This is a genomic window from Sphingopyxis sp. OAS728 (assembly GCF_014873485.1).
Classification (GTDB): Bacteria; Pseudomonadota; Alphaproteobacteria; order Sphingomonadales; family Sphingomonadaceae; genus Sphingopyxis.
On sequence record NZ_JADBDT010000001.1, the window covers coordinates 4,432,839 to 4,453,451 of the forward strand.

20 protein-coding genes are annotated in these 20,613 nt (G+C 62.8%); 10 read left to right on the plus strand and 10 right to left on the minus strand.

Annotation, left to right across the window (positions count from 1 at the left end; translation table 11 throughout):
- Positions 1-24 precede the first annotated feature (24 nt).
- Both GGC65_RS21000 and GGC65_RS21005 read right to left on the minus strand, forming a co-directional pair.
- Positions 25-771, minus strand: a complete 747-nt coding sequence (locus GGC65_RS21000) for a LysM peptidoglycan-binding domain-containing protein (RefSeq protein ID WP_192648930.1) — start codon at positions 769-771, stop codon at positions 25-27.
- Positions 768-2,381, minus strand: a complete 1,614-nt coding sequence (locus tag GGC65_RS21005) for a putative bifunctional diguanylate cyclase/phosphodiesterase (RefSeq protein ID WP_192648931.1) — start codon at positions 2,379-2,381, stop codon at positions 768-770. Before GGC65_RS21005 ends, GGC65_RS21000 begins: the two co-directional genes overlap by 4 nt.
- 580 nt (positions 2,382-2,961) lie before the next feature.
- Between GGC65_RS21005 and chrA the strand changes: the two genes are divergently transcribed.
- Positions 2,962-4,149 carry a chromate efflux transporter gene (gene chrA, locus GGC65_RS21010; RefSeq protein WP_192648932.1) on the plus strand — a complete coding sequence of 396 codons (1,188 nt, stop codon included), beginning with the start codon at positions 2,962-2,964 and terminating at the stop codon, positions 4,147-4,149.
- A 116-nt stretch (positions 4,150-4,265) separates the two neighbouring features.
- On the opposite strand, the gene GGC65_RS21015 is transcribed toward chrA, so the two are convergent.
- Both GGC65_RS21015 and GGC65_RS21020 read right to left on the minus strand, forming a co-directional pair.
- Positions 4,266-5,693, minus strand: coding sequence for a L,D-transpeptidase family protein (locus GGC65_RS21015; protein ID WP_192648933.1), 1,428 nt, complete (start codon positions 5,691-5,693; stop codon positions 4,266-4,268).
- Positions 5,694-5,783: 90 nt separating this feature from the next.
- On the minus strand, positions 5,784-6,434 hold the full coding sequence (locus GGC65_RS21020; protein WP_413052744.1) for a murein L,D-transpeptidase catalytic domain family protein: 651 nt from the start codon (positions 6,432-6,434) through the stop codon (positions 5,784-5,786).
- A gap of 776 nt (positions 6,435-7,210) precedes the next feature.
- On the opposite strand from GGC65_RS21020, the gene GGC65_RS21025 reads away from it, so the two are divergent.
- From GGC65_RS21025 to GGC65_RS21050, 6 genes are all read left to right on the plus strand, one after another.
- Positions 7,211-7,930 carry an SRPBCC family protein gene (locus tag GGC65_RS21025; protein ID WP_192648935.1) on the plus strand — a complete coding sequence of 240 codons (720 nt, stop codon included), beginning with the start codon at positions 7,211-7,213 and terminating at the stop codon, positions 7,928-7,930.
- A gap of 10 nt (positions 7,931-7,940) precedes the next feature.
- The gene (locus tag GGC65_RS21030; protein ID WP_192648936.1) at positions 7,941-9,158 is read left to right on the plus strand and encodes a zinc-dependent alcohol dehydrogenase; all 1,218 of its coding nucleotides are present in this window, start codon (positions 7,941-7,943) and stop codon (positions 9,156-9,158) included.
- The gene (locus GGC65_RS21035) at positions 9,151-9,930 is read left to right on the plus strand and encodes an SDR family NAD(P)-dependent oxidoreductase (RefSeq protein WP_192649663.1); all 780 of its coding nucleotides are present in this window, start codon (positions 9,151-9,153) and stop codon (positions 9,928-9,930) included. Before GGC65_RS21030 ends, GGC65_RS21035 begins: the two co-directional genes overlap by 8 nt.
- Positions 9,931-10,078: 148 nt before the next feature.
- A complete protein-coding gene (locus GGC65_RS21040) occupies positions 10,079-10,336 on the plus strand; it encodes a hypothetical protein (RefSeq protein ID WP_192648937.1) in 258 nt (85 codons plus the stop codon).
- Positions 10,333-10,938 carry a DedA family protein gene (locus GGC65_RS21045; protein WP_192648938.1) on the plus strand — a complete coding sequence of 202 codons (606 nt, stop codon included), beginning with the start codon at positions 10,333-10,335 and terminating at the stop codon, positions 10,936-10,938. The genes GGC65_RS21040 and GGC65_RS21045 overlap by 4 nt, the downstream gene beginning before the upstream one ends.
- A gap of 388 nt (positions 10,939-11,326) precedes the next feature.
- The gene (locus tag GGC65_RS21050; RefSeq protein ID WP_192648939.1) at positions 11,327-11,551 is read left to right on the plus strand and encodes a hypothetical protein; all 225 of its coding nucleotides are present in this window, start codon (positions 11,327-11,329) and stop codon (positions 11,549-11,551) included.
- A 109-nt stretch (positions 11,552-11,660) separates the two neighbouring features.
- Here the strand turns inward: GGC65_RS21050 and GGC65_RS21055 are convergent, their stop codons facing one another.
- From GGC65_RS21055 to GGC65_RS21065, 3 genes are all read right to left on the minus strand, one after another.
- Positions 11,661-12,158, minus strand: a complete 498-nt coding sequence (locus tag GGC65_RS21055; RefSeq protein ID WP_192648940.1) for a CinA family protein — start codon at positions 12,156-12,158, stop codon at positions 11,661-11,663.
- 87 nt (positions 12,159-12,245) lie between these two features.
- Positions 12,246-12,683, minus strand: a complete 438-nt coding sequence (locus GGC65_RS21060) for a pyridoxamine 5'-phosphate oxidase family protein (protein ID WP_192649664.1) — start codon at positions 12,681-12,683, stop codon at positions 12,246-12,248.
- Positions 12,684-12,880: 197 nt separating this feature from the next.
- Positions 12,881-13,360 (minus strand): GFA family protein, encoded by a 480-nt coding sequence (locus tag GGC65_RS21065; protein ID WP_192648941.1) that lies wholly within the window; start codon positions 13,358-13,360, stop codon positions 12,881-12,883.
- Positions 13,361-13,691: 331 nt separating this feature from the next.
- Between GGC65_RS21065 and GGC65_RS21070 the strand changes: the two genes are divergently transcribed.
- Positions 13,692-16,451 (plus strand): EAL domain-containing protein, encoded by a 2,760-nt coding sequence (locus GGC65_RS21070; protein ID WP_192648942.1) that lies wholly within the window; start codon positions 13,692-13,694, stop codon positions 16,449-16,451.
- 63 nt (positions 16,452-16,514) lie between these two features.
- On the opposite strand, the gene GGC65_RS21075 is transcribed toward GGC65_RS21070, so the two are convergent.
- Together GGC65_RS21075 and GGC65_RS23645 are read right to left on the minus strand one after the other, a co-directional pair.
- Positions 16,515-16,733, minus strand: a complete 219-nt coding sequence (locus tag GGC65_RS21075; RefSeq protein WP_192648943.1) for a hypothetical protein — start codon at positions 16,731-16,733, stop codon at positions 16,515-16,517.
- Positions 16,727-19,393 carry an ATP-binding protein gene (locus tag GGC65_RS23645; protein WP_192648944.1) on the minus strand — a complete coding sequence of 889 codons (2,667 nt, stop codon included), beginning with the start codon at positions 19,391-19,393 and terminating at the stop codon, positions 16,727-16,729. The genes GGC65_RS21075 and GGC65_RS23645 overlap by 7 nt, the downstream gene beginning before the upstream one ends.
- A 77-nt stretch (positions 19,394-19,470) precedes the next feature.
- Between GGC65_RS23645 and GGC65_RS21085 the strand changes: the two genes are divergently transcribed.
- Together GGC65_RS21085 and GGC65_RS23650 are read left to right on the plus strand one after the other, a co-directional pair.
- Positions 19,471-19,743 carry a DUF4242 domain-containing protein gene (locus tag GGC65_RS21085; RefSeq protein ID WP_192648945.1) on the plus strand — a complete coding sequence of 91 codons (273 nt, stop codon included), beginning with the start codon at positions 19,471-19,473 and terminating at the stop codon, positions 19,741-19,743.
- Positions 19,744-19,755: 12 nt separating this feature from the next.
- Positions 19,756-19,884 (plus strand): hypothetical protein, encoded by a 129-nt coding sequence (locus tag GGC65_RS23650; protein WP_264081035.1) that lies wholly within the window; start codon positions 19,756-19,758, stop codon positions 19,882-19,884.
- Positions 19,885-20,166: 282 nt separating this feature from the next.
- On the opposite strand, the gene GGC65_RS21090 is transcribed toward GGC65_RS23650, so the two are convergent.
- Positions 20,167-20,592, minus strand: coding sequence for a hypothetical protein (locus tag GGC65_RS21090; RefSeq protein ID WP_192648946.1), 426 nt, complete (start codon positions 20,590-20,592; stop codon positions 20,167-20,169).
- Positions 20,593-20,613 lie beyond the last annotated feature (21 nt).

A 20,613-nucleotide genomic window follows, 5' to 3' on the forward strand; every position in this document is an offset into this window, starting at 1 on the left:
GGGTTCAACGAATGGTTCACCTCGTTACTTCCTCGCTCTGACCGTCGCGGCGATCCGTTCAGCGCGGGCGAGGTCTGTCTTGATCGCGCTGTTTCCGGGATCGAGGACGGCAGCGCGGCGGAGAAGCTGAACCGCCTTGGCCGTCCCGCCCTTGTTAAGCGCGGCAAGCCCCTCGGTGCGCAGCCGCCGCGCGGCCGCTGGATCGGTACGGGCAGAGGGAGCGGGAGTCGCTGCTTGCGGCCGCGCCGGCTGCGCGCGCGATGGCGCCGCACCCGGTCCCGGCCGGGCCGGAGCGGGCTGAGCGCGCCGTACCGGCGCGGGCGCGGTACCGGGAATGCGAAGCGTCTGCCCCGCTGCGAGCTGCATCGGCTTGGCAATGCCATTATATCGCGCCAGCTGATACGTCATGAGACGGTTGCCAAGGAAGCGATCCGCAAGCGCGGCGAGCGTGTCGCCCGGTTGCACCACATAGTCGAAGGATTTCGGTCCCAGGAGCTCGACAGGATCGCGCGTCACGGAATCCCGCAAGAGCGCGAGCGTCGCATTGTTGGGATCGCGCTTCAGCGACGATTTGATGAGCTTTCGCGCGGTGTCGGTGTCACCCAGATTCAAATATTCGGCGATCGTCTCGATATTCTGCGCGCTCGTTGCGGCCACCGCGCCGCTTTGAGGGCGCGGACCACTGGCGCATCCGGCAAGGGCAATGCTTGCCGCCAGAATCGCGGGACGGACGCTACGCCAGGGGCGGAAGCTGAAATAGGGGGAGGTCATGCGGTTACTCTTTCGACAGGCTGGAACCCGGGTTCGACGCGGAGAAGCTTGCCAAGCCCCTCCCGGTCAGTGGCAAAGGCGAGGAAATCCTCGGGCGAGAGCGGCCGCGAAAAATAAAAGCCTTGAAAATGCGTACATCCGTGATGCCGCAACCAGCGATATTCGCTGGCGGTCTCGACCCCTTCGGCGAGCACCCTGATGTTGAGTCCGCGCCCAAGCGCGATGATGCTCTGGCAGATCGCCTGGCTTTCCGGCCGCCGGTCGACTTCCGTTACAAACTCCCGGTCGATCTTGATCTTGTCGAATGTCAGCTGACGCAATGTGCTGAAGCTCGAATAGCCGGTGCCGAAATCGTCGATTGCGATCCTGATGCCGAGTGCACGGATCTGGTCGAACATCCTGACGAGGCTGGCGTCGTTCGTGCTTGCCACGCCTTCGGTCAGCTCGATTTCCAGGCTGCCGGGCTCAAGCGCGTGATTGTGAAGCGTGCGCTTCAAACATTCGGTGAACTTCGGGCTGTGCAGCTGATTGGCGGATATATTGACCGCCACACGCATGGCTCCGGTCTGGCTCGCCTGCCAGTGGCTCGCCTCGCGTGCGGCAGCGTTGAGGACCCATAATCCTACATCCTCGGCAAGTCCCGCCGCCTCCACAACCGGAATGAAGATTGCCGGGGAAACTTTCCCGCGAACGGGATGCTCCCAGCGCAGAAGCGCTTCAGCGCCGATGACGCTCCCCAATGTCGTATCGATCAGCGGCTGGTATGCGAGGTCGAACTCGTTTCGCATGATCGCCGTGCGCAAGTCCTGTTCCAGCCCGTAGCGTTGCGCTTCCTGTGCGATAGACGCGGGACTGAATTCGTGGACCTCGTTCGGACTTCCGGTCGGGATTGCAAATGAGGCCAGCGTTTGCGCCAGGAGCGCAGAAGGCGCCGACCCATCCGGCAAAGAAGCGCAGCGGGTTGCGATCGTCGGCAATATCTCCCGGCCATCGGCTGTCACGGTGCTCCCCAGCGCGTAGGCGATCGCATCCAGTTCCGAGCGCGCAATCGCCGGGTCGATATCGGGTCCATACCAAATCACGAACTGCGCCCGGTCGACGTGCGCAATGAGGCGCTCCGTCGGAACCATTCTGAGGATGCGCGAAACAGTTGCCAGCAAGACGCGCTCGGCCATGGCCGGGTCGAACCCGGCGAGCCGCTCGAAGTCCGCAACGGCCAGCGCGCCCACCAGCCCGCGGCGGTCTGCCTCCATCCGGAACAGAAGAGGCTCGCGCGTCGGCAGGCCGCTCAAGGCGTGACGTTCCGTGAGCCGATGTTTCATCGCGGAAAGCGCTGCTTCGAGCCCTTCCGTGTTTTCCTGCAGGCGATCGGCGATGCTGTGTTGCTGGCCTTGTCCCGAGATCGCTTCGATTCGCTGCGAAAGGGACCAGAGTTTCTGGTCGTGCCGCCACATCGAACCGATCCATCCGAGAGCGACAGCGGATGCAATCGCAGCGAAGAGGGGAACGCCGTTGGAACCGATATGGACAACGCAGGCGAGCGCCACGAACAGCAACGCGATAGCGACGCGGCGCACAAAAGTCGCGGATGAAGCCCCCTTGATCATCATCCAACGACGGTAAATTCTGTTTTGATACTAACTTCTTAAGCTGATCCTCGCCCTTTGTGCCGTCGCGGCACAGGTGCAGCGACCGAAATGGAACGCGGCTATTCGATTATGCGGGAGAAAACCGGGATTCTTCGGCGCTCGTTCGGGGATGGCGCCTTGATGATCCGCCACCGATTAGCTGAGCGAAGTTAACATGAGTTATGACGATTTATTTTTTGGGTTTCGGAATTTCATCGCTTGTCCACCAGGTAGCTGTTCCGTCTTCAGGTCAAAAGCCGCCTCGCTCGCAGTATCGAAGCGGATTCGTTTCCAGGCAGTTGCGACGCACGTCGTCGTAATGGTGCGGTTGGCCACATAAACTTGCTCACCATTGGTTCGACCGCTTTCTACCTCGGCCGCTTCAAGGCTGCCGCACCGTAACCGGCGAAAGTTCATCTTCTGAGGTTTGATAGCAAGGCTGTCTTTCGTTCGATTTCCGGTGTGATAAAGGACGAGAGCGGGCAGTGCGGACGCCCGATCAGGCGACGACCTCGCCCAAGTTCCGCTCCACTATGCCGCCTTGCGGCAGGAGCGCGCTTGCATGACGAACATTGAACCTTCTCCGCCGTCTCTCAGCCTCATCCGGCTGTTTCTCAAATTCCTGCGCTTTGGCTTTCTGGCCTTCGGCGGACCGGTCGCGCAAATTGCGATGGTGAGGCAGTCGCTCGTCGACGAGGAACGGTGGATTTCCTCGGCTCGCTTCAACCGACTGCTTGCGATCATGCAAATCCTCCCCGGGCCGGAGGCCCACGAGCTTTGCGTCCACCTCGGCATGCTGGCGCGCGGGCGCATCGGCGGACTGCTCGCGGGCCTCGGCTTCATGCTGCCCGGCTTCTTTCTCATGCTGGCTGCCGCATGGGCCTATGACGAGTGGATTGCCGGCCAGCCAGGCATGGCCAGCGTCTTCTTCGGCGTTCAGATCGTCGTCCTCGCGATCATTCTTCGCGCCGTACATCGCATCGGCAGCCACGTTCTGGAGGACCATAGCCTCTGGGGTCTCGCAATTTCTAGCTTTCTGGCCACGCTCGCCGGCGTGCCCTTCTGGCTCCCGCTTATAGCGGCCGGGCTCGCCTACACATTTGCGGCGCAGCGCTGGGCCGCGCTCGCCATTCTCGCCGCCGCGGTCGGTCTTGCGATCCTGCTGCCGCGAGCCAGCGCCTTCGAGCCGGCCGCCCTTGTTGTCGCGTCTGGTCCGGCAACCACTGTCGCGCTCTTCCTCGCAGGTCTGAAGGGCGGGCTCCTGACTTTCGGCGGCGCCTATACCGCGATTCCTTATGTCCGTGCCGACACGGTTGGCCGGGGCTGGCTCTCCGACGCATCCTTTCTCGACGGTGTCGCGCTCGCGGGAATTCTCCCTGCGCCGCTCGTGATCTTCGCGACGTTCACGGGATATGTCGCAGGCGGCGGGAGCGGGGCGATCGCAATCACCGTCGGTATGTTCCTCCCGGCCTTCGCCTTCTCGCTGATCTTCTTCGAGCGTCTCGAAGCGGTGGTCGAACATCCCGCACTTCACCGCCTACTCGCGGGCGTTGCGGCCGCCGTCGTCGGGGTGATCACGGCGACGTTGATCCAGCTCGGCTGGTCGACGGCCGAGCGCGCATCGAGCCTCTGGCTGCCGGCTTTGCTCTTCATTGCGGCGCTCCTGCTCGTCTGGAAGCTCAAGGGCAAGTTCGTAACACCGGCGCTCGTCTTGGCGGGCGGTATTGCCGGTTGGTTCCTCGCGCTATAGCCTTGGAACGCCCGTTGATGCCTATGTCCGCCTCTTGGCCTCGTCGTACGGAAACTTGGTATCTCGCAAGGGCCGGCGGCCAAGGACTGCCGATCAGCGCATCTGCCCTGATCCTGCTATGGTCCCATGTCGGGGCCGCTGGGGCGCAGGCGGTGACCCTCGCTCTGGGGGAAGCCGAGCGCAGCTGACACGCGGTCGTTCCAGCCATAGGGATCGGCGCGGATGACGGGCTCGCCTTGCTCGTCGAACAGCACCGTCTGGTAGGTCAGGCGGACCGGTATGGGACGCGGCAGGGGGACGAAGGTCTCCTTGCCGGTGGCCCGCGCCTTGTCCCAATCGGCGATCACGCCCTCGTCCTTCGCGAGCATCGCCGCGAAACCCAGTGCATCTTCGACCCGCACGCAGCCATGGCTGCGCTGGCGCTGCACCTCGCCGAACAGCGCCTTGGCGGGCGTGTCGTGAAGATAGATCTGATGCTCGTTCTGCATGTCGAACTTGACGAGCCCCAGCGAATTTTTGGGTCCCGGCTGCTGGACGATCCAGCCATCCTTCCAGGCCATGTTGTTGCGGCGAAGATAGGCGGCGCCCTTGCCGGCAATCTCCTTGTTCTGGATCGAGCGCGGTACCGTCCAGGTGGGGTTGGCGACGAGGCGGTAGATCGGCGATCCCAATTGCGGCGTCTCGGTCCCGGGTTTGCCGACGACGACCTTGCGCGTATCGGCAAGCTTGCCGTCCCGCCAATAAGCGAGGCGCGCCGAGGCGAGATTGACGTCGATGCGCGTTTCGGGCGGGTTGCGGTCGACCCAGCGCATGCGCTCCATCGCCACCGCGATCGCCCGTGCCCGGTCGGCGTCGGACAGGTTGAGGATTTCGAGCGCTTCGCTCCCGATCACGCCATCGGGCTTGATGCCATAGTCGGCCTGCATGCGCCGCACGGCTTTCACCATCGCCGGGCTATAGCTCCCGCCGTCCGCCTCTGCGCGGCCGAGATAGTCTGACGCGACGAGCTGCCGCGCGATCGCGGGAATTCGTGGATCGCTACTGCCCGGTTCGATCGCTTTACCGGCATCGGGAATTGCGCTTTCCGTGCCGGTTTCCTGTTTGCTGAGCGCGAGATAGGCTTTCGAGAGCGCCTTGTAATTACCGTCCTGCGGCGCGAGGCCGGAGAGCCAGTCGTCGACCTCGCCCTTCGCGATCGCCTCGGCGAGACCGGCCTTCAAATCGGGCGCGGGACGCGGGACGCTGTAGATGCTGTTGAGCTTGGCGGGATCGGAAGCGCCGCGCGCGAGCGCCGATGCATAGCGAAGCGCCACCTCGTTAAGCGCATTCTGGTCTCCGCTGCCTTCCGGCACGTCGAAGCGCATCCGGTCGAGACCGTGCGCCGCGCGCCGGGCGATGGCTTCGCGCAGCTGTTTCGCTGTTGCGTCGCTCCAGCGCGCATCCTCGATCGACGCGCCTGATTGTTGTGAATTGGTTGAAGCGTCGCATCCAGCGAGCGTGGCGGAAAGGGCAAGCAACGAACAGGCAATCACACCATAGCGCACGAAAATCTCCTTATGGTTCGAAGGAGATAACCCGGAAGGCGGGCGCGCGTTCCTGCTTGTTGATATCGAACGGGGCCCGGCGCCAAATTGTCAGGCGCGCGCGGCGTAGAGAAGGCGGCCGGTGCCGAGGTGATCGAACACATCGTCGAGGCAGGCCTCCCCCACGGCAAAACAGCCCTGGCTGCGCCCCAGTTTTCCGTGCGCGCCGATCATGTCGGCATTGGCATACCAGGCGCCATGAATGACGATCGCACGCTCCATCGCATGATCGTTCGTTGGGTCGAGGCCGGTTATCCGCTGCGACCGCCCATGCTGGCCGACATAATAGTCGCCGGTCACATAGGCGCCCTCACTCGACGCATTCGAACCCGAGACATTCGAGAATTTCTCGAGATAGCCGGTGTGCCGCGGATCCGAGCCGCTGCCGTGCGCGACGAGCAAGCGCGAAACCTTCCCGCTTTCGATATCGAGGAAATGGAAACGCTCCTCCGACGAGGGCGCCGCAAAATCGACGATTGCGATGCGGTCGCGGCGCCGAATATGTTTCGAATGCGTATCAAGCGCAGCGAGCGCCCGCCGCAACAAACGCGGGTCGAGCGCGCCGTCGCGAAGGGGCGGCGGCGGGGGTGGCGCGGACGCGGGCGCGGCCACGGCAATTTCGCGGCTTGGAACTGTGTTCACAAATGGCCCCGCTGCAGAGCGGGCGAGTGCGCCGACTGCGACCGCGGCACCCGAAATCATCATGGCCCGCCTGTCCAGTCGAAAAGGCTCTTTGGTCATCGCCGCTATATAGGAGAGGCTCGCCGGGGTTGAAGAGCCTGCGCGAGCTGACTCTCGCCCGGACGGGTTGTGCCGTTCCGGGCGGCAGCCGAACCGTGTCGGGAAATATGCGCGGGCCGATGCGAGCCTCATTTGCGCTGGCCGCGACGAGGCCGGCATCGTCGGCAAGGTCGTCGAAATCGAGCTGGGGGCGCGTCGATCTTCGCATCGATCCTGGTCCGCCCATCGCGCTTCAGACCTTGGTAGTGGCACGGATCGTCGATCGGCCGATGGGGCGCCTCAGACGGTAGAAGAACCAGTTCTCGCCCTCGGGGGGGACGTCGCCGCCGGTATCGTCGCATTTTACGCGATTTCTTGGCCTGGCACGCGGATCCGATTTTCGGGCTGATTGGCGAGAACTTCGCTCCGCGGGCCGCGAGGCATCGGGTGTAAGAATCCCGCCCAGGTCGGCGTCGCCGACGCCGCGGCCCCGGAAGCGGGGCTACCATGAGGCGCTTCGCGCAGCTGATGTCTCCGGCCGCGCCGGCGTCGATCGGTGCCGCCGTACCCGTTAATCGAGGGCGATCTTAATCAGTGACAGGATGGCGCCTATTTCTTGGCTGCGTCGCAACTATCGCTTCCAGCAAGCGTCAATGAGCATCGGCTGCGCAGCTGAACAGCACCTTCACCACCGTCGGAACCGCGAATTTTCCGGTTCCAAAAGCACGCCCGATTTGTTTGCGGGCGGGGAGATGTTTATGTCCAGCCTTGCCGACCGCCTGTCCAAACTTACCGATCGTCTGTCTCCCGGTCGCCAGCCGCGGCGCACTTCGCCCGATCCTCTCACGCTTGCCGCCGTCGGCGCCGGGCTTGCCGCGACGGGGATCGGGCTCGCCCTTTGGCGGCGCAGCCGGAAGAACAAGACGGCGGGCGATTCAATCGCAACCGACGCGCCGCACTGGACGCTCGACAAGCCGTCGAAGCGCGCACTTTTCGGCAAATCCGTGCTCATCAACCGACCTCGCGAAGAACTGTTTGCGGCGTGGAAGGTCGAACGCTTCCCCGACTTCATGGAGAATGTCGTCGCGGTCGAGGCGCTCGGCGGCGGCACGGCGCGCTGGACGATCAAGGCACCGCTCGGCCGCGAGGTCCATCTCGTGAACAGCATTACCGAAAGTGTCGAAGATCAGTCCATCAGCTGGCAGAGCGAGCCCGAGAGCGAGATTGCCAACAGCGGCGAGGTGCGTTTTGCCGATGCGCCTGCGGGACGCGGCACCTACGTCACTTTAATCCTCGCCTATGATCCGCCCGCGGGCCAGATCGGACGCCTCGGCGCCAAGCTGCTCCAGCGTGAGCCCGAAGTGCAGGCGCGCCGCGACCTTCATCGCTTCAAGCAGTTGATGGAGACGGGTGAGGTCACCAGCAATGCTTCGCCCTCGGCGCGTTCGTCCGAGACCGCCACCGAGCCCCACATCTGAGGAATTCCCCATGCGAGCAGTTACCTGGCAGGGTCGCCACAAGATCAGCGTCGAGACCGTTCCCGATCCCGAGATCGTCAATCCGCGCGACATCATCCTCAAAGTCACGTCGACCGCCATCTGTGGATCCGATCTCCATCTTTACGACGGCTATATTCCCGGCATGCGCGCCGGCGATATCGTCGGCCACGAATTCATGGGCGAGGTGGTCGAGACCGGGGCGCAATCGACGCTGAAGAAGGGCCAACGCGTCGTCATCCCGTTCACGATCAGCTGTGGACAATGCTTCTTTTGCGAGAAGCAGCAATATAGCGCGTGCGACAACAGCAATCCGTCGGAGACGCGCGATGCCTCCGAGCTGCTGATGGGGCACGCTATGGGCGGCGCTTTCGGTTATGCGCATTTGACCGGCGGCTATGCCGGCGGCCAGGCCGACTATGTGCGCGTGCCCTATTCCGATGTCGGCCCGGTGATCATCCCCGACGATCTGCCCGACGACGACGTATTGTTCCTGTCGGACATCCTGCCCACCGGTTGGCACGCCGCCGTCAATGCCGACATCGAGCCAGGCGACACCGTCGCAATATGGGGATGCGGTCCGGTCGGGCTGTTCACGATCCAGTCGGCGTTGCTGCTGGGCGCGGGACGCGTGATCGCAATCGATCATTTCCCCGCTCGCCTGGCCCTCGCGCGCGGCATGGGCGCCGAGATACTCGATTATACAAGGGTCGATGTCCGCGAGGCGCTCAACGAGATGACCGGCGGAATCGGACCCGACGCCTGCATCGATTGCGTCGGCATGGAAAGCCATGGCTTCACCGCCGATAATATCCTCGATCAGGTGAAGGCCCAATTCTACTCGGTCACCGAGCGCCCGCATGCACTGCGCCAGGCCATCCTTGCGTGCCGCAAGGGCGGGCGCCTCTCTATCCCCGGGGTCTACGGCGGTTTCGCCGACAAATTCCCGCTCGGCCAGCTGATGGAAAAGGGGCTGACCGTGAAGAGCGGTCAGACTCCGGTCCAGAAATATACTGGAGAGCTCCTCAAGATGATCCAGGACGGCAAGTTCGACACGACCTCGCTCGTCTCGCACCACGCGCCGCTCGAGGATGCCGCCGAAATGTACCGCCACTGGCATGGCGAGCAAAATGACTACACCAAGATCATCCTCAAGCCCGGCCTCGAAAAGGGCGCAATTCAAGCCAAATCGGAGATGGAAAATGCCTGATCGCAAACTTGCACTGATCACGGGCGCATCGAGCGGCATCGGACGCGAGATCGCGAAGCTTGCTGCGGCGGAGGGTTATGACCTGATCGTCGCGGCCGATGAGCCCTTCGTCGATGCGGCCATCGGCCTGAGTGAGAGCGGCGTCGAGGTCCAGTCGATCGAGGCCGATCTCTCGACATCGGCCGGGGTCGAGGAACTGCTCGCCGCGGCCTCGGATCGCGCGATCGACGTGTTGGTTGCGAATGCCGGTCATGGGCTGGGGCGCGGGTTTCTGGATCAGGACGTCGCGGCATGGCGTCATGTCATCGATACGAATATCACCGGCACGCTGCTTTTGCTTCAGCCGGTGCTCAAACAGATGGTGGCGCGGGGCGAGGGGAAGGTGCTGATCACAGGTTCGATCGCCGGGCATCTGGCCGGGTCCTTCCAGGCCGTTTACAACGGCTCCAAAGCGTTCGTGGACAGCTTCGCGGCCGCGATCGGCAATGAGCTCAAGGACAGCGGGGTCACGATCACGTGCCTCAAGCCCGGCGCAACCGAAACCAATTTCTTCGCGCGCGCGGGAATGCTCGATACAAAGGTTGGTCAGGCTGAGAAGGACGATCCCGCGGATGTCGCAAGGTCCGGCTGGGAAGCGATGAAAGACGGCGAGCATTCTGTCGTCCACGGGCTTAAGAACAAGGCGCAGGTGCTCGCGGCCGGCGTTCTCAGCGAGGCGACCACTGCGGAAATGCACCGCAAGCAAGCCGAGCCCGGATCTGGCGGAGCATAGTGCACAAGCGATCCATGCGGAGCTTTCGGCGCCGAGGCTGCCAGCAAGAAGAGAAGGCGGGGCAGCTAGGGCGCGGGACCCGGGCCCGGCAGAAAAATCTCCTGTGCGACCCGCGTGAACGCTTGGCGCTCAAACGCGTTGGAAGCTCATGGCTTCTATCAATATCTTCCTCTGCGATGCCCGACGCGAGGTCATATTTCTTCGCGAACTCGCGGCCGCCGCGGCAGATGGCGCATTGCGGTTGCCTCCTGAAATGGAGCAAGCGGCGGCGGTTGCGCTGCTCGATGAGCTCGCGGCTGAACGCGCAAGGTTGATCGAGCGGATGGCGCGGCCAGTCGGCGCCGCCAGGTCCGCTGCCGGTTTGAAGGCGAATGAAGCTGCAGTGGTGGAGGATATGGGCTCGTGACCGACTGGATTACCGATCTTGTCGAGAAAATGGGCTATGCAGGCATCCTGCTGCTCATGTTTCTCGAAAATCTTTTCCCTCCCATTCCGTCGGAAGTGATCATGCCGCTCGCGGGCTTTGGCGCGGCGGATGGCAAATACAGCCTTGGGCTGGTCATCGCTGCCGGGCTCGCCGGCACGATGCTCGGCGCGCTCTTCTGGTATTCGCTCGCGCGCAAGATCGGCGACGAGCGGCTGCGGCGATTGGCCGATCGCCATGGTCGCTGGATCACGCTCAGCGGCGCCGACATCGCCGCCATCGAAAAGTGGTTCTGCCGTCATGGCATTTGGGCCGTCCCGCTGGCGCATTTGGTGCCAGGGCTTCGCACGCTCATATCGATTCCAGCGGGCCTCTTCACAATGCCCGTTCCTCTCTTCCTGCTATTGACAGCCATCGGCGCGGGCGTCTGGACGGGCGTGCTCGGGGCCGCCGGCTATCTGCTCGGCGCGCGCTTCGAGGGGGTCGAAAAATTCATGGGGCCCGTCAGCACCGCCATCATGGTAGGTCTTTCGATTTATTATATCTGGCGTGTGTGCAGCTTCAAATCCGGCAGGACCGGTTAGCTTGATCGTGGGCCTTCGCGCCAGAGCTCCATAGTCGGAGGGACGCACGCCTGTTTCTGTGCCGCATTTGCTCCGAAGTGGCCAGTTGACGTAGCCATCCGCGCCTTCGCAAAGTTTCTTCCGAAGGCGGCCGGGCCGCAACCCGCCAAGCTACGGCTGTCACTGCGCAAGCATTTGACGATGATGAGCGACATAGTCGTCGAGAAGCGCGGAGCCTCGGTCATGCAGATCGCTGCGGGCTTCCTAAGCGATAGCCGCCTCGGCGAGCGCGACAGGCTCGGGCGGGCCGAGGCACCGGTCCGGAAATTAGGTGACGTTTTCAACCTATGATAAGCTCCTCGGAACGCCGCGCGGCTGCGTGCAAGCGAGTCGGCGAGGGAGTCGCTCCATGCCTGCTTATTTTCTCATGGTGTCCGACGCGAACGCGCGTTCGCCCAAGCGCATCGATTTTATATCGGAAAGTCCGGATCAGGCATTCCAGGTCGCCCGCAATGTCGTCGATGGCGCGCATTGCGAGCTGTGGCAGGACGACAAGCTGCTGGCGAGAATGACCAAAAGCGGAAGTGAGCTCTGGGAGCTGCTCGCCACGACGCCGCAACAGATCGAGCAGTGAGACGGTCGTTCGGCTCAAAAGCCGAAGCAGGGTGTCTGAAACGCGGTCGCCATAACGCGAAACTGGACGGTGGGGCCAGGCGCAGCCTGCGTTTTCGGCTCAGAGGCCTTCAGCGCGTGGGAAGCAACTCCACGACTGCGCCTTGCTCGGACGCGATAGGAAAGTCTTCAAGCATCGATTCGAGCAGCATGAACGCGGCTAGAGCGACCCGCGCCTGGAAATCCTCGCTATCGAGAGCGCCAAGGTGATGCCCGCGCGACTCGGAGCGAGTGCAAGACCGGGCAGCCAGGAAAAGTAGCCCTTCTTCCTCTCCGGCAGCGGCCGGCGCCGCGACGACCGTAGCACTCAATATAAGATTTGCGTCCGTTCGCGCCTTGAAACCTTCTGCCATCGCCAGCGTGACCGGACGCGACACCGCGCCATACGCGTCAATCAGCGCGGGCGCCACGCCAACCAGATTTTCCATTGCTGCGCGTTCGTTGACGGTCACCGCGAGATCGATCCAGTGCCCGCGTGTATCGATGGCGCCGAGTCCGGCGGCAATTGCGCCGCCCGTCCGATATTCCACCAGCGCCAGCCGAATGCCGCGGATCGCTGCGGCCGTCATGATTGTAGCGGCCGCTAGTTGAACTGGTCCGTGCTCGCGCACCTTCTATCTCCTCATACCGCTGCAACAGTGCGAAGGGACATGCAATCACACGGCCAGAAGGAGCTCGCCATCGTCCTCGCCGTCCCAATAATGGGCGCGCTTGCCGCTGACCTTGATGAGCACGATGCCGGGGGTATCGATGCCGTCCGGCCACCAGCGTTCGAGATCCTTCGTCCAATGCTCCGCGAAGGCCTGCTTGTCGCGAATAAGCGTGGCATGACCTTCGATAGCGGCAAAGAAGGGACGGTGACCGAGCAGTCCGGATTTTCCCTGATAAGAGACGTTCACGGCTGAATTCGACGCGATGTCCGCAACCATCTGCGATGTCTCGTCGGTGAAAAACCAAGTGTCTCCATCATAGTCGACGTCACGGTTGTTGCTCATCGGGCGCGAGCCTATTTCGCCGCCGGGTGCACAAGTAGCGAGCATCGCGAAATCGATGTCTCTCATTTTTTCCGAAAGCTTCTCGAGGGTCATCGGCATGGGGGCGGTTCCTTTCGCTGATATGTCGACAACGCGCCGCGCGGCGAAAAGTCGCTTGAGCACCCTGTGGATATCAGAGGTTTGAACCGCCGTGCGATTTTCGGAGGACGGGGTAATCGTCTTTCGCGTCGAGCGCATCGCGATTTTGCCTGCTTGTGCAATCATCGTCCTTCTCGCTGTCGGTGCGAAAAGCGGTCTCACTCGATCGTCGGCTCGGTCTGTCCTTCGGGAAGCCCCCTGGTCCTTGGCCGCAGAGCGCGATAGCGGGGCAGAAAGGCAATCTGCGGCATCCAGCTTGGTGCTTCGGCTGCATAAAGGTGAAATGCCGGGGCAACCTCTTCGGGATCGTCGAGCGTACCGGCAGGAATATCGATTTCGTCGGGCTGGTGCCGGACGTGAATACTGAGCGGCGAGCCGCATTGCCGGCAGAAAGTACGCGTGCCGAAAGCTGTTGAAGCGAAGCTCCCGACATGGTCCGCTCCGGCCGTGATCCTGTACCGATCGAGATGCACGGTCGTGAAGACGATGCCGCCCGACCCCGATATATGCTGGCAGACCCGGCAGTGGCACCATCCGGTGTCATAAGGGATTTCGTCGAGTATGTAGCGCACCGCACCGCAGGCGCAGCCGCCCTCGATCGCGCGATAGGTCGAATCTGTGCGTGTTTCTTCGGACATCTAATCTCGTCTTTCATGGGTCGGCCATGGACTGAACGCCCCTGCGGTAACTTGGCTCCGGCCGGTGCTGCGAGCGGGGCAGGGCGGAATGCGTTGCAAACTCGTCGGCGTCGCGCGGAACTGCGGCAAACGGGCGGCGTTGGCTTTTGAACAAGGCTGGCGGGAGAGGCCAGACGATCGGGCCGCCGCGTCTCGCGCACGCGGGCCGAGCGGATCGCTTCTGGCGGCGAAATGCTGCCGGCCGGCACAATCGCGGGTTAAACCTGCCGTTAAGGACCGAAGAATATCGACGAGGTCAGGATCGAGCGAGATAGTGATACAAATGTCCCTCGTGGCGGCTGACAGGGCGCCAGTGCAATCGGAAGCGGTGGTGAGCGAGCAATATGCGAGCCTCGCACGGCAGGTTCCGCTGATGTACGCGCTGATGTTCCTCAACGTCCTGTTTCTCGCGATCGTCACATCCGACGGCGGCGGTCGGGCGATCAGCTTCGTCGCGCCGCTCGTTCTGACCGTGATTATAGCAGTGCGCGGGGCGGCCTGGTATATCCGGCGGGGGCGCCCTGCCACCGACGATGACATGCGGCGATATCTTCGCGGGACGATAATTCGGGCGGGTGCATTCAGCTTCCTGTTCGGAGGCTGGGGACTTTTTCTTTTTCTTGCCGCCGATCCCTTTCATACCACCGCCATCGCCCTCTTCATCTTCGTCGGGTCGATCAGTTGCTGCTACTGCCTGCAAGCGCTTCCGGTGGCTGCCCGGCTCGTGCTCCTGTTCGGCGCGATGCCCGTGACGGTCGGGCTGCTCCTGTCGCGCGACCTCTATTTTACCGGCATGGGCCTCACCTTCCTTCTCGGGGCGGGAGTGATCCTGCGGACGATCGCCACGACACACTCGGCCGTCTATGAATCGCTGCGCGCACGCTCCGAGATGGGCGCGCTCATCGCGGCGCTCCGGCGTAGCGAGCAGCATTATCGCTACTCGGTGGAACTTAACCCGCAAATTCCGTGGATCAGCGATCCCGAGGGCCGGATCGTCGAGGTGGGGCCCCGATGGTCCGAAGTCACCGGTCTGCCGCCCAAGGCGGCACTCGGTTGGGGCTGGGTGGATGCCGTTCACCCCGAGGATAAACCGGATGTCCTCGCCCATTGGAACGAGGCACTCACTTCCGAGGATAATGCCGTCGCCGACGTTCGCTACCGGGTACGACATTCCGACGGCAGTTTCCGTTGGTGCCGCGCCCGCGCGCATCCGCGCCGCGACGAAGAAGACCGGATCATCAGCTGGTACGGCACGCTCGAGGATATTCACGATCAGGTGACGGCCGAGCTGTTATTGCGCGAAAGCGAGGAGCGCTACCGCCTGGCCTCGCGTGCGACGAATGACGTAATCTGGGACCTGTCGCACGTCGCGGACCGGATCGAATGGGGAAATGGCGTCGAAGCGATCCTCGGCTACCCCGAGGCCGTCGGCGGGACATCGGTCGACTGGTGGAGGGAGCGTATTCACCCGGAAGACGTCGCCGCCGTCGAAGCGACCTACGACCGCATCCGTTCCAACAGGCAGGATAGCTGGAGCCATGAATATCGGTTCCGCGCCGCGAGCGGCGAATTTATCAATCTTTTCTCGCGCGGTTATGTCGTGCGCGGCGAGGGCGGCGAGGCCGTGCGCTCGATCGGCGCGCTGCTCGATGTCACCGATGCGCGGAAAGCCGAGAAGGAATTGCGCTGGGCCGCGAACCATGATCCACTGACCGGACTTCCCAATCGCAAGCTGTTTGGCGAAGTTCTTGAGGCCGCGCTTGCGTCGGCGTCGTCGGACGGCACATGCGTCGCGGTCATCGTCATCGACGTGGACGGGTTTAAACTCTTGAACGACAGCATGGGCCATGCGGCGGGCGATCGGCTGCTGCGCACCGTCGCAGCGCGGCTCCAGGCCAATCTCGCGGCGGACGCAACCGTGGCCCGCCTTGGCGGGGACGAGTTCGCGGTGATCGTGACCGGCCTCGGTTTCGGCGAGCCGATCATTCCGGCGGCGACCGCCATCCTCGATGGTGTGGGTAACGCGTTGACGATCGACGAAAGTGTCGTCGAGGTGAGCATCAGCGCCGGGGCAGCCATTTGGTCTGCCGACGGGCAGGATGCGGAGGCCATTCTGAAAAGCGCGGATCTCGCGCTCTATGCCGCGAAAGCCGAGGGGGCAGGGGGCATTCGGGCATTCCGTCCGGAGATGCGCGAGGCTGCCGAGGCCCGCAAGGCGATGCTGCGCGAGGCACGCGGCGCCCTCAACGATGACCGGATCATTCCCTTCTACCAAGCGAAGGTCGACCTTGCGACGGGCGAGGTCGTGGGCTTCGAGGCACTGCTCCGCTGGCACCATCACCGAAGGGGGCTGCAGCCACCCGACGGCATTCGGGCCGCCTTCGAGGATACGCTTCTCGCGAGCGCGCTGACCGACCGGATGATCGACCGTGTACTCGCCGATGTCGAGGGTCTGACGAGCAAAGGCATCGCCTTCGGACGTATCGCGATCAACGGCTCGCTCGCGGATTTTCGCCGCGACGATTTCGCAGACCGCATATTGACGAAGTTCCGGCAGAAGGGACTGCCGCCCACGCTCCTCGAACTCGAGGTGACCGAAAGCGTTTTTGTCGACCACCTTGCCGCGAACGTGGCGCGCGCGCTGCAAACGCTAGCCGCAGAAGGTGTCTCCATCGCGCTTGACGACTTCGGCACCGGCTATGCGTCGCTCACCCATTTGCAGCAGTTCCCGGTGCACGTCCTCAAGATCGACCGGTCGTTTATTTCCCGCCTCGACAGCGAAGACAGCGCCGACTTCGCGATCGTCCACGGCGTCATCGACATCGCGCATCGCATGAAGATCGCGACCGTCGCCGAAGGCGTCGAGAATGAGCGGCAGCTCGCCCATCTGCGCGAACTCGGCTGCGACATTGCGCAAGGCTATCTCGTGAGCCGTGCGATCGGGATCGAGCGCGTGCCCGACTGGTTGAAGCGATGGTCGCAGCAACCCCCGGCATGGTTTCGCGCCGCGGAGAAGGACCCGGGAGATCGTCGGGACAGCAGTGGACAATGAACGATGATGGCTGTGACGACCGGCAACAGGTGGCGCCGTATCCGCGATCATAGGGTCGGGGCTTCAGGCCGCCAGCTCGGCTTCGGCTGCGTCCGCTTCGATGCAGAAGAGCGCCCGAGCCTTGCCGCCGGCTTTTGCGCGGTAGAGCGCCGCGTCGGCTGCGTCGCCGGGCTGCGCGGCGGCGCCGCCCGGCACTGGTTGGCATGAGGCGAAGCCGAACGAAAACGCTCGAACGGACGGCGTCACCACATCGTCATAATAAGCATTCTGACGCGCTAGCATCGGCGGCCTTCCGGGGCCTTTTCCGTGTCTGTAATCAACAAGCCTTCGGCGCGGGCGAGGGCGGCCGCCTCGCCCCGGGTGCGCGCATCGAGCTTGCCCAAAATGGCCGATACATGATGATCGACCGTCTTCGCCGATACGAACAATCGCTCGCCTATTTCCTTGTTGGTCCAACCTTTATCGAGGGCCTTAAGGACATCGATCTCCCTTTTGGTAAGGCCGAAGCGATTGTCGAGGGTAGAGGCCCGCGGGCCGCGACTGCCGATACGGCCGCTGGCCAGCTTGAGTTCTGTTCGCGACCGATCCGCCGTCGCGGGCGCGCCGATGCGATCAAGAAGGGCGAGGCCACGCGCGATTTGCGATGTATTGCCTTTGGCCAACATCAGAGCTTGTTCGAAAGGCATCGCAAGAGCTTCGAACGCATTGGCCGCGGCAGTCATGTCCCCGGCGGCGCTTAGCGCATAGGGCTCCGGCATGTCCGACGGCGGTGGGCTGTTCTGGCCAAGTGCCTGGCTCCAGTACCAAAGCGCTGCCCTGTCCCAGGGGCTGCCATTGTCTTGCGCAAGCGCGGCCGCTTCGCCAAGCAAGGACAGGGCCGATCCGATCTCACCGCCGTTTGTCCAGCACCGCTCGGCAACGATGAGCGCCAAGCTTGTAAATCTCGGCCCCTCGCGGCCGTTTTCCATATGAGAATTTAATTCTTCGATCAGCGCATCGGCAGCCGGCGAGCCTCGACGAATATGAAACTGCGCCATGGCACGAGCAGCAGGGTTGCGGATAAGGTGGGAGTTATGTTGGTCAGCAAGGACCGGCGATGCCCATTCCTCGGCATCGCCATATCGTCCGAGGTCCATCAAAGTGAGCGCGTTGCCTCCGGCGATATAGTCGCGCCAGGTGTCGAGATCATGCTCGATGCAAAATGCGATCCCTTGTTGCTGCGCGACCAGCGCCTCGCTGTGCCGGCGCGCCGACATCAGCATCCAGCACTTGTTGGTGTAAGCCCGCGCGACATGCTCCTGCGCCCCAGTAGCAAGGCCAAGTGCGATGCTTCGCTCCAGGAGAGAAAATGCCCGTTCGGGGTCGCGATACTGGATCGCGGTGCCATAATTGTTGAAAATGGTGGCAAGGATATCATCGCGCGCGAGCGCGTCGGCAATCGGGATCGCTTTCTCGCTCCACCGAACGGCTTCTTCGGCATCCTCTGCCAGCATGGCAAGATGCGCGAGATTGGCATAAGCGAGGGCCAGCTCCGCGGTGCCGGAAAATTCATCGAGAAGCGCGACCGCCTGATGTCCCGCTTGTTCGGCCAAGTTCCGATGGCCGTTGAGATAATGGAGTCGCGACAGAAATCGCAGACCGTCGCCGCGGTGCATCCGATCGTCCATCGATTCGAAAATGGCAAGCGCACGGCCTTGCCACTTGATGGCAGCGGCAATTTCACCAGTCACATGAAGTTCGAAGGCATAATGCGCGCACTGCCGGGGATCGTCCGATGCGCTCTCCTCCTCGAGGATCGCGCTCCATGCACGGGCCGCTTCTCGATGCGCGCCGAGTGCTGATGCCTGCATGGCCGCCTGCGGTGCGGCATCGCGGACGCGCGGGATGTCGTGGGCGGATATTGCGTGGTGCAGCCGCCGCGCCGCACTGGCGCCTGCTTGCTCGAGGCGATTGAGCTCGGCGGCGTGAAGCTGCCTGCGTCGCAGGGGCGACAAAGCGTCCTCGACCGCACGGCGCGTGATCTCATGACGAAAGACGAGGCCGTCCTGTTCCGCAAGCAACAGTCCTGAATCGAGACAGGCCTGCAGGGCATCTTCGTCGGCCCCTGTATGTTCGATCTGCTCGAACGCCACGCGCCGCGGGATGATCGAGCAATAGTCGAGCAGAACCCGCGCGCGCTCCGCCAGTTGATCGGCCCGCCCGACTATGAGGTCGTCGATCGAACGCGACCGGGCGCCCCCGCTGGCAAGCATCTCGGTCACGTAAAGTGGATTGCCGCCGGTCGCATCGTGGATGGCGGAACCCAACAGGCCGCGGGCGGCCGCAAGGGCGCCGACGGCCGGGGCGGATAGGCGATCGAGGTCGGACCGATGGCGTGTGGCGGGCGGGATGTCATTCGCGGCGCGGGTCAGTCGCGCACGCGCGCTCTGATCCTCATTGCGCGACGACGCGACAACCAGAAGCGGCTTGTCGGCGATGCGGCGTCCGAGATAGCGAATGAAGTCGATGCTGCCGTCGTCCGCCCAGTGGAGATCCTCGACAAACAGGATGGTCGGCACGTCGGTCAGCCGCGCCAAAGCTTGATGGAATAGATCCAGGCGCGAACCAATGTCCCTGGCCTGTGCAAGCGCTTGCTGATCGAGAACGGACAGGTCGCGCAGGAGGGTGAGTGCTTCGGCGTTGCTCCAATCTTCGCATGCCGCCCAGAGCGGGCGCAGCCGCTCGCCAACCCTTGCTGCGAATGCGCGCAATACGGTCGTTTTGCCGATACCCGCTTCGCCGACGATGAAGGATATGCGCCCGCGTCCGCCAGCCGCCTCGGCTGCGAACCGATCCAATTCTTCAAATATGTGATCGCGCTCGAGCAACATCACGCAGGCCACAATAGATGAAAATCGATCCCGGCAATAGGGAGCCGCAAAATAGGGAATCTCGAATTGCAAAATGGGGAGGTCCGCCGATGCGAGCGCGCTCGATTTGGCCGATTTGGTCTTTGCTCAATCAGCAAAGGAGAATTGTCATGCCACGTTATCTCGTCGAACGAACCTTCCCCTCGGGCCTGCACATCCCGTGCAACGCCGATGGCGCGGCCGCTTGCCTCAATGTCGTCGATCAGAATTCTGCCGACGTCGTCACTTGGGTGCAAAGCTTCGTCTCGACGGACAAGCAGAAGACCTTCTGCCTCTATGACGCACCCGACCCCTCGGCAATTCACCGCGCCGCCGATCGCAGCGGCTTGCCGGTGGACAATGTCACCGAGGTGCGGGTGCTCGATCCCTATTTCTATTTTTGACAAGGAAGACCCATGAAAAACAATTCCCGCTGGCCCGATCGTTCCCTCTTCGCCTTTGGCGTAGCGGCACTGGGCGGCCTCTTTCAACTCGCTCTCTTCGTGCAATTGGTCTTCGACGCATCAAGTGTCGCGACCGCGTGACCGACGCTGCGGAGGCCCCTTGCGAGGAATCTCCGCAGCGATCGACTTAGCCGTATATCGCCATGGTGGTTGGTTGCGCCGAACATTAATAACTACTTCCGAAGATCTTCGACGGAGAGCTGGCAGAGCGTCTCGTTTGCACCCAGAGGGGAAGCGGTCGATGCCCGCGAAGCCAGGGCTCAGCCGCCAGTCCGATACCGGCCATCAGCGGCGAATTTCGTTAAAAGGCGCCCAGAAAGGCCTGTCGGACCGTTGGCGGGAATCCCACATCCGGTGGATCGGTCAAAGATCGCCTGCGAGATTAGCCTTCCAGCCCTTAAATGTCGGAAAGATCTTCGTTTCAGGTAAGTGCGGATCGGTCTCCGCCTTTCGAGCGAGACGGACTTGAGCGAAGCGGCCGTCGATCAACCGAAACAAATAATCGTCGCTGCGCTGTCGCCGCCCGGCGGCCGTGCACATTTGGTGATAGAGGGTATGTCCAGCTGGAAGCTCTCGGCGAAGCTCCTCTTCCGCCCATATAGCCTCAAACGCCGTGACGGCCGCCCAATCGCCATCCCAATCAAATTTGCGACGCATGCGACGAACCACTCCACCAACAGCCCGGCATATTTCTGCCTTTTCACGAGAATGCGCTACCCAAACTAATTCCGCCCAAACATAGAACAATTGCGCGGTATGAGCGTTTTTACGCCGCCGCCGGGCGAACATTTCCGACCGCGATATCGGGGA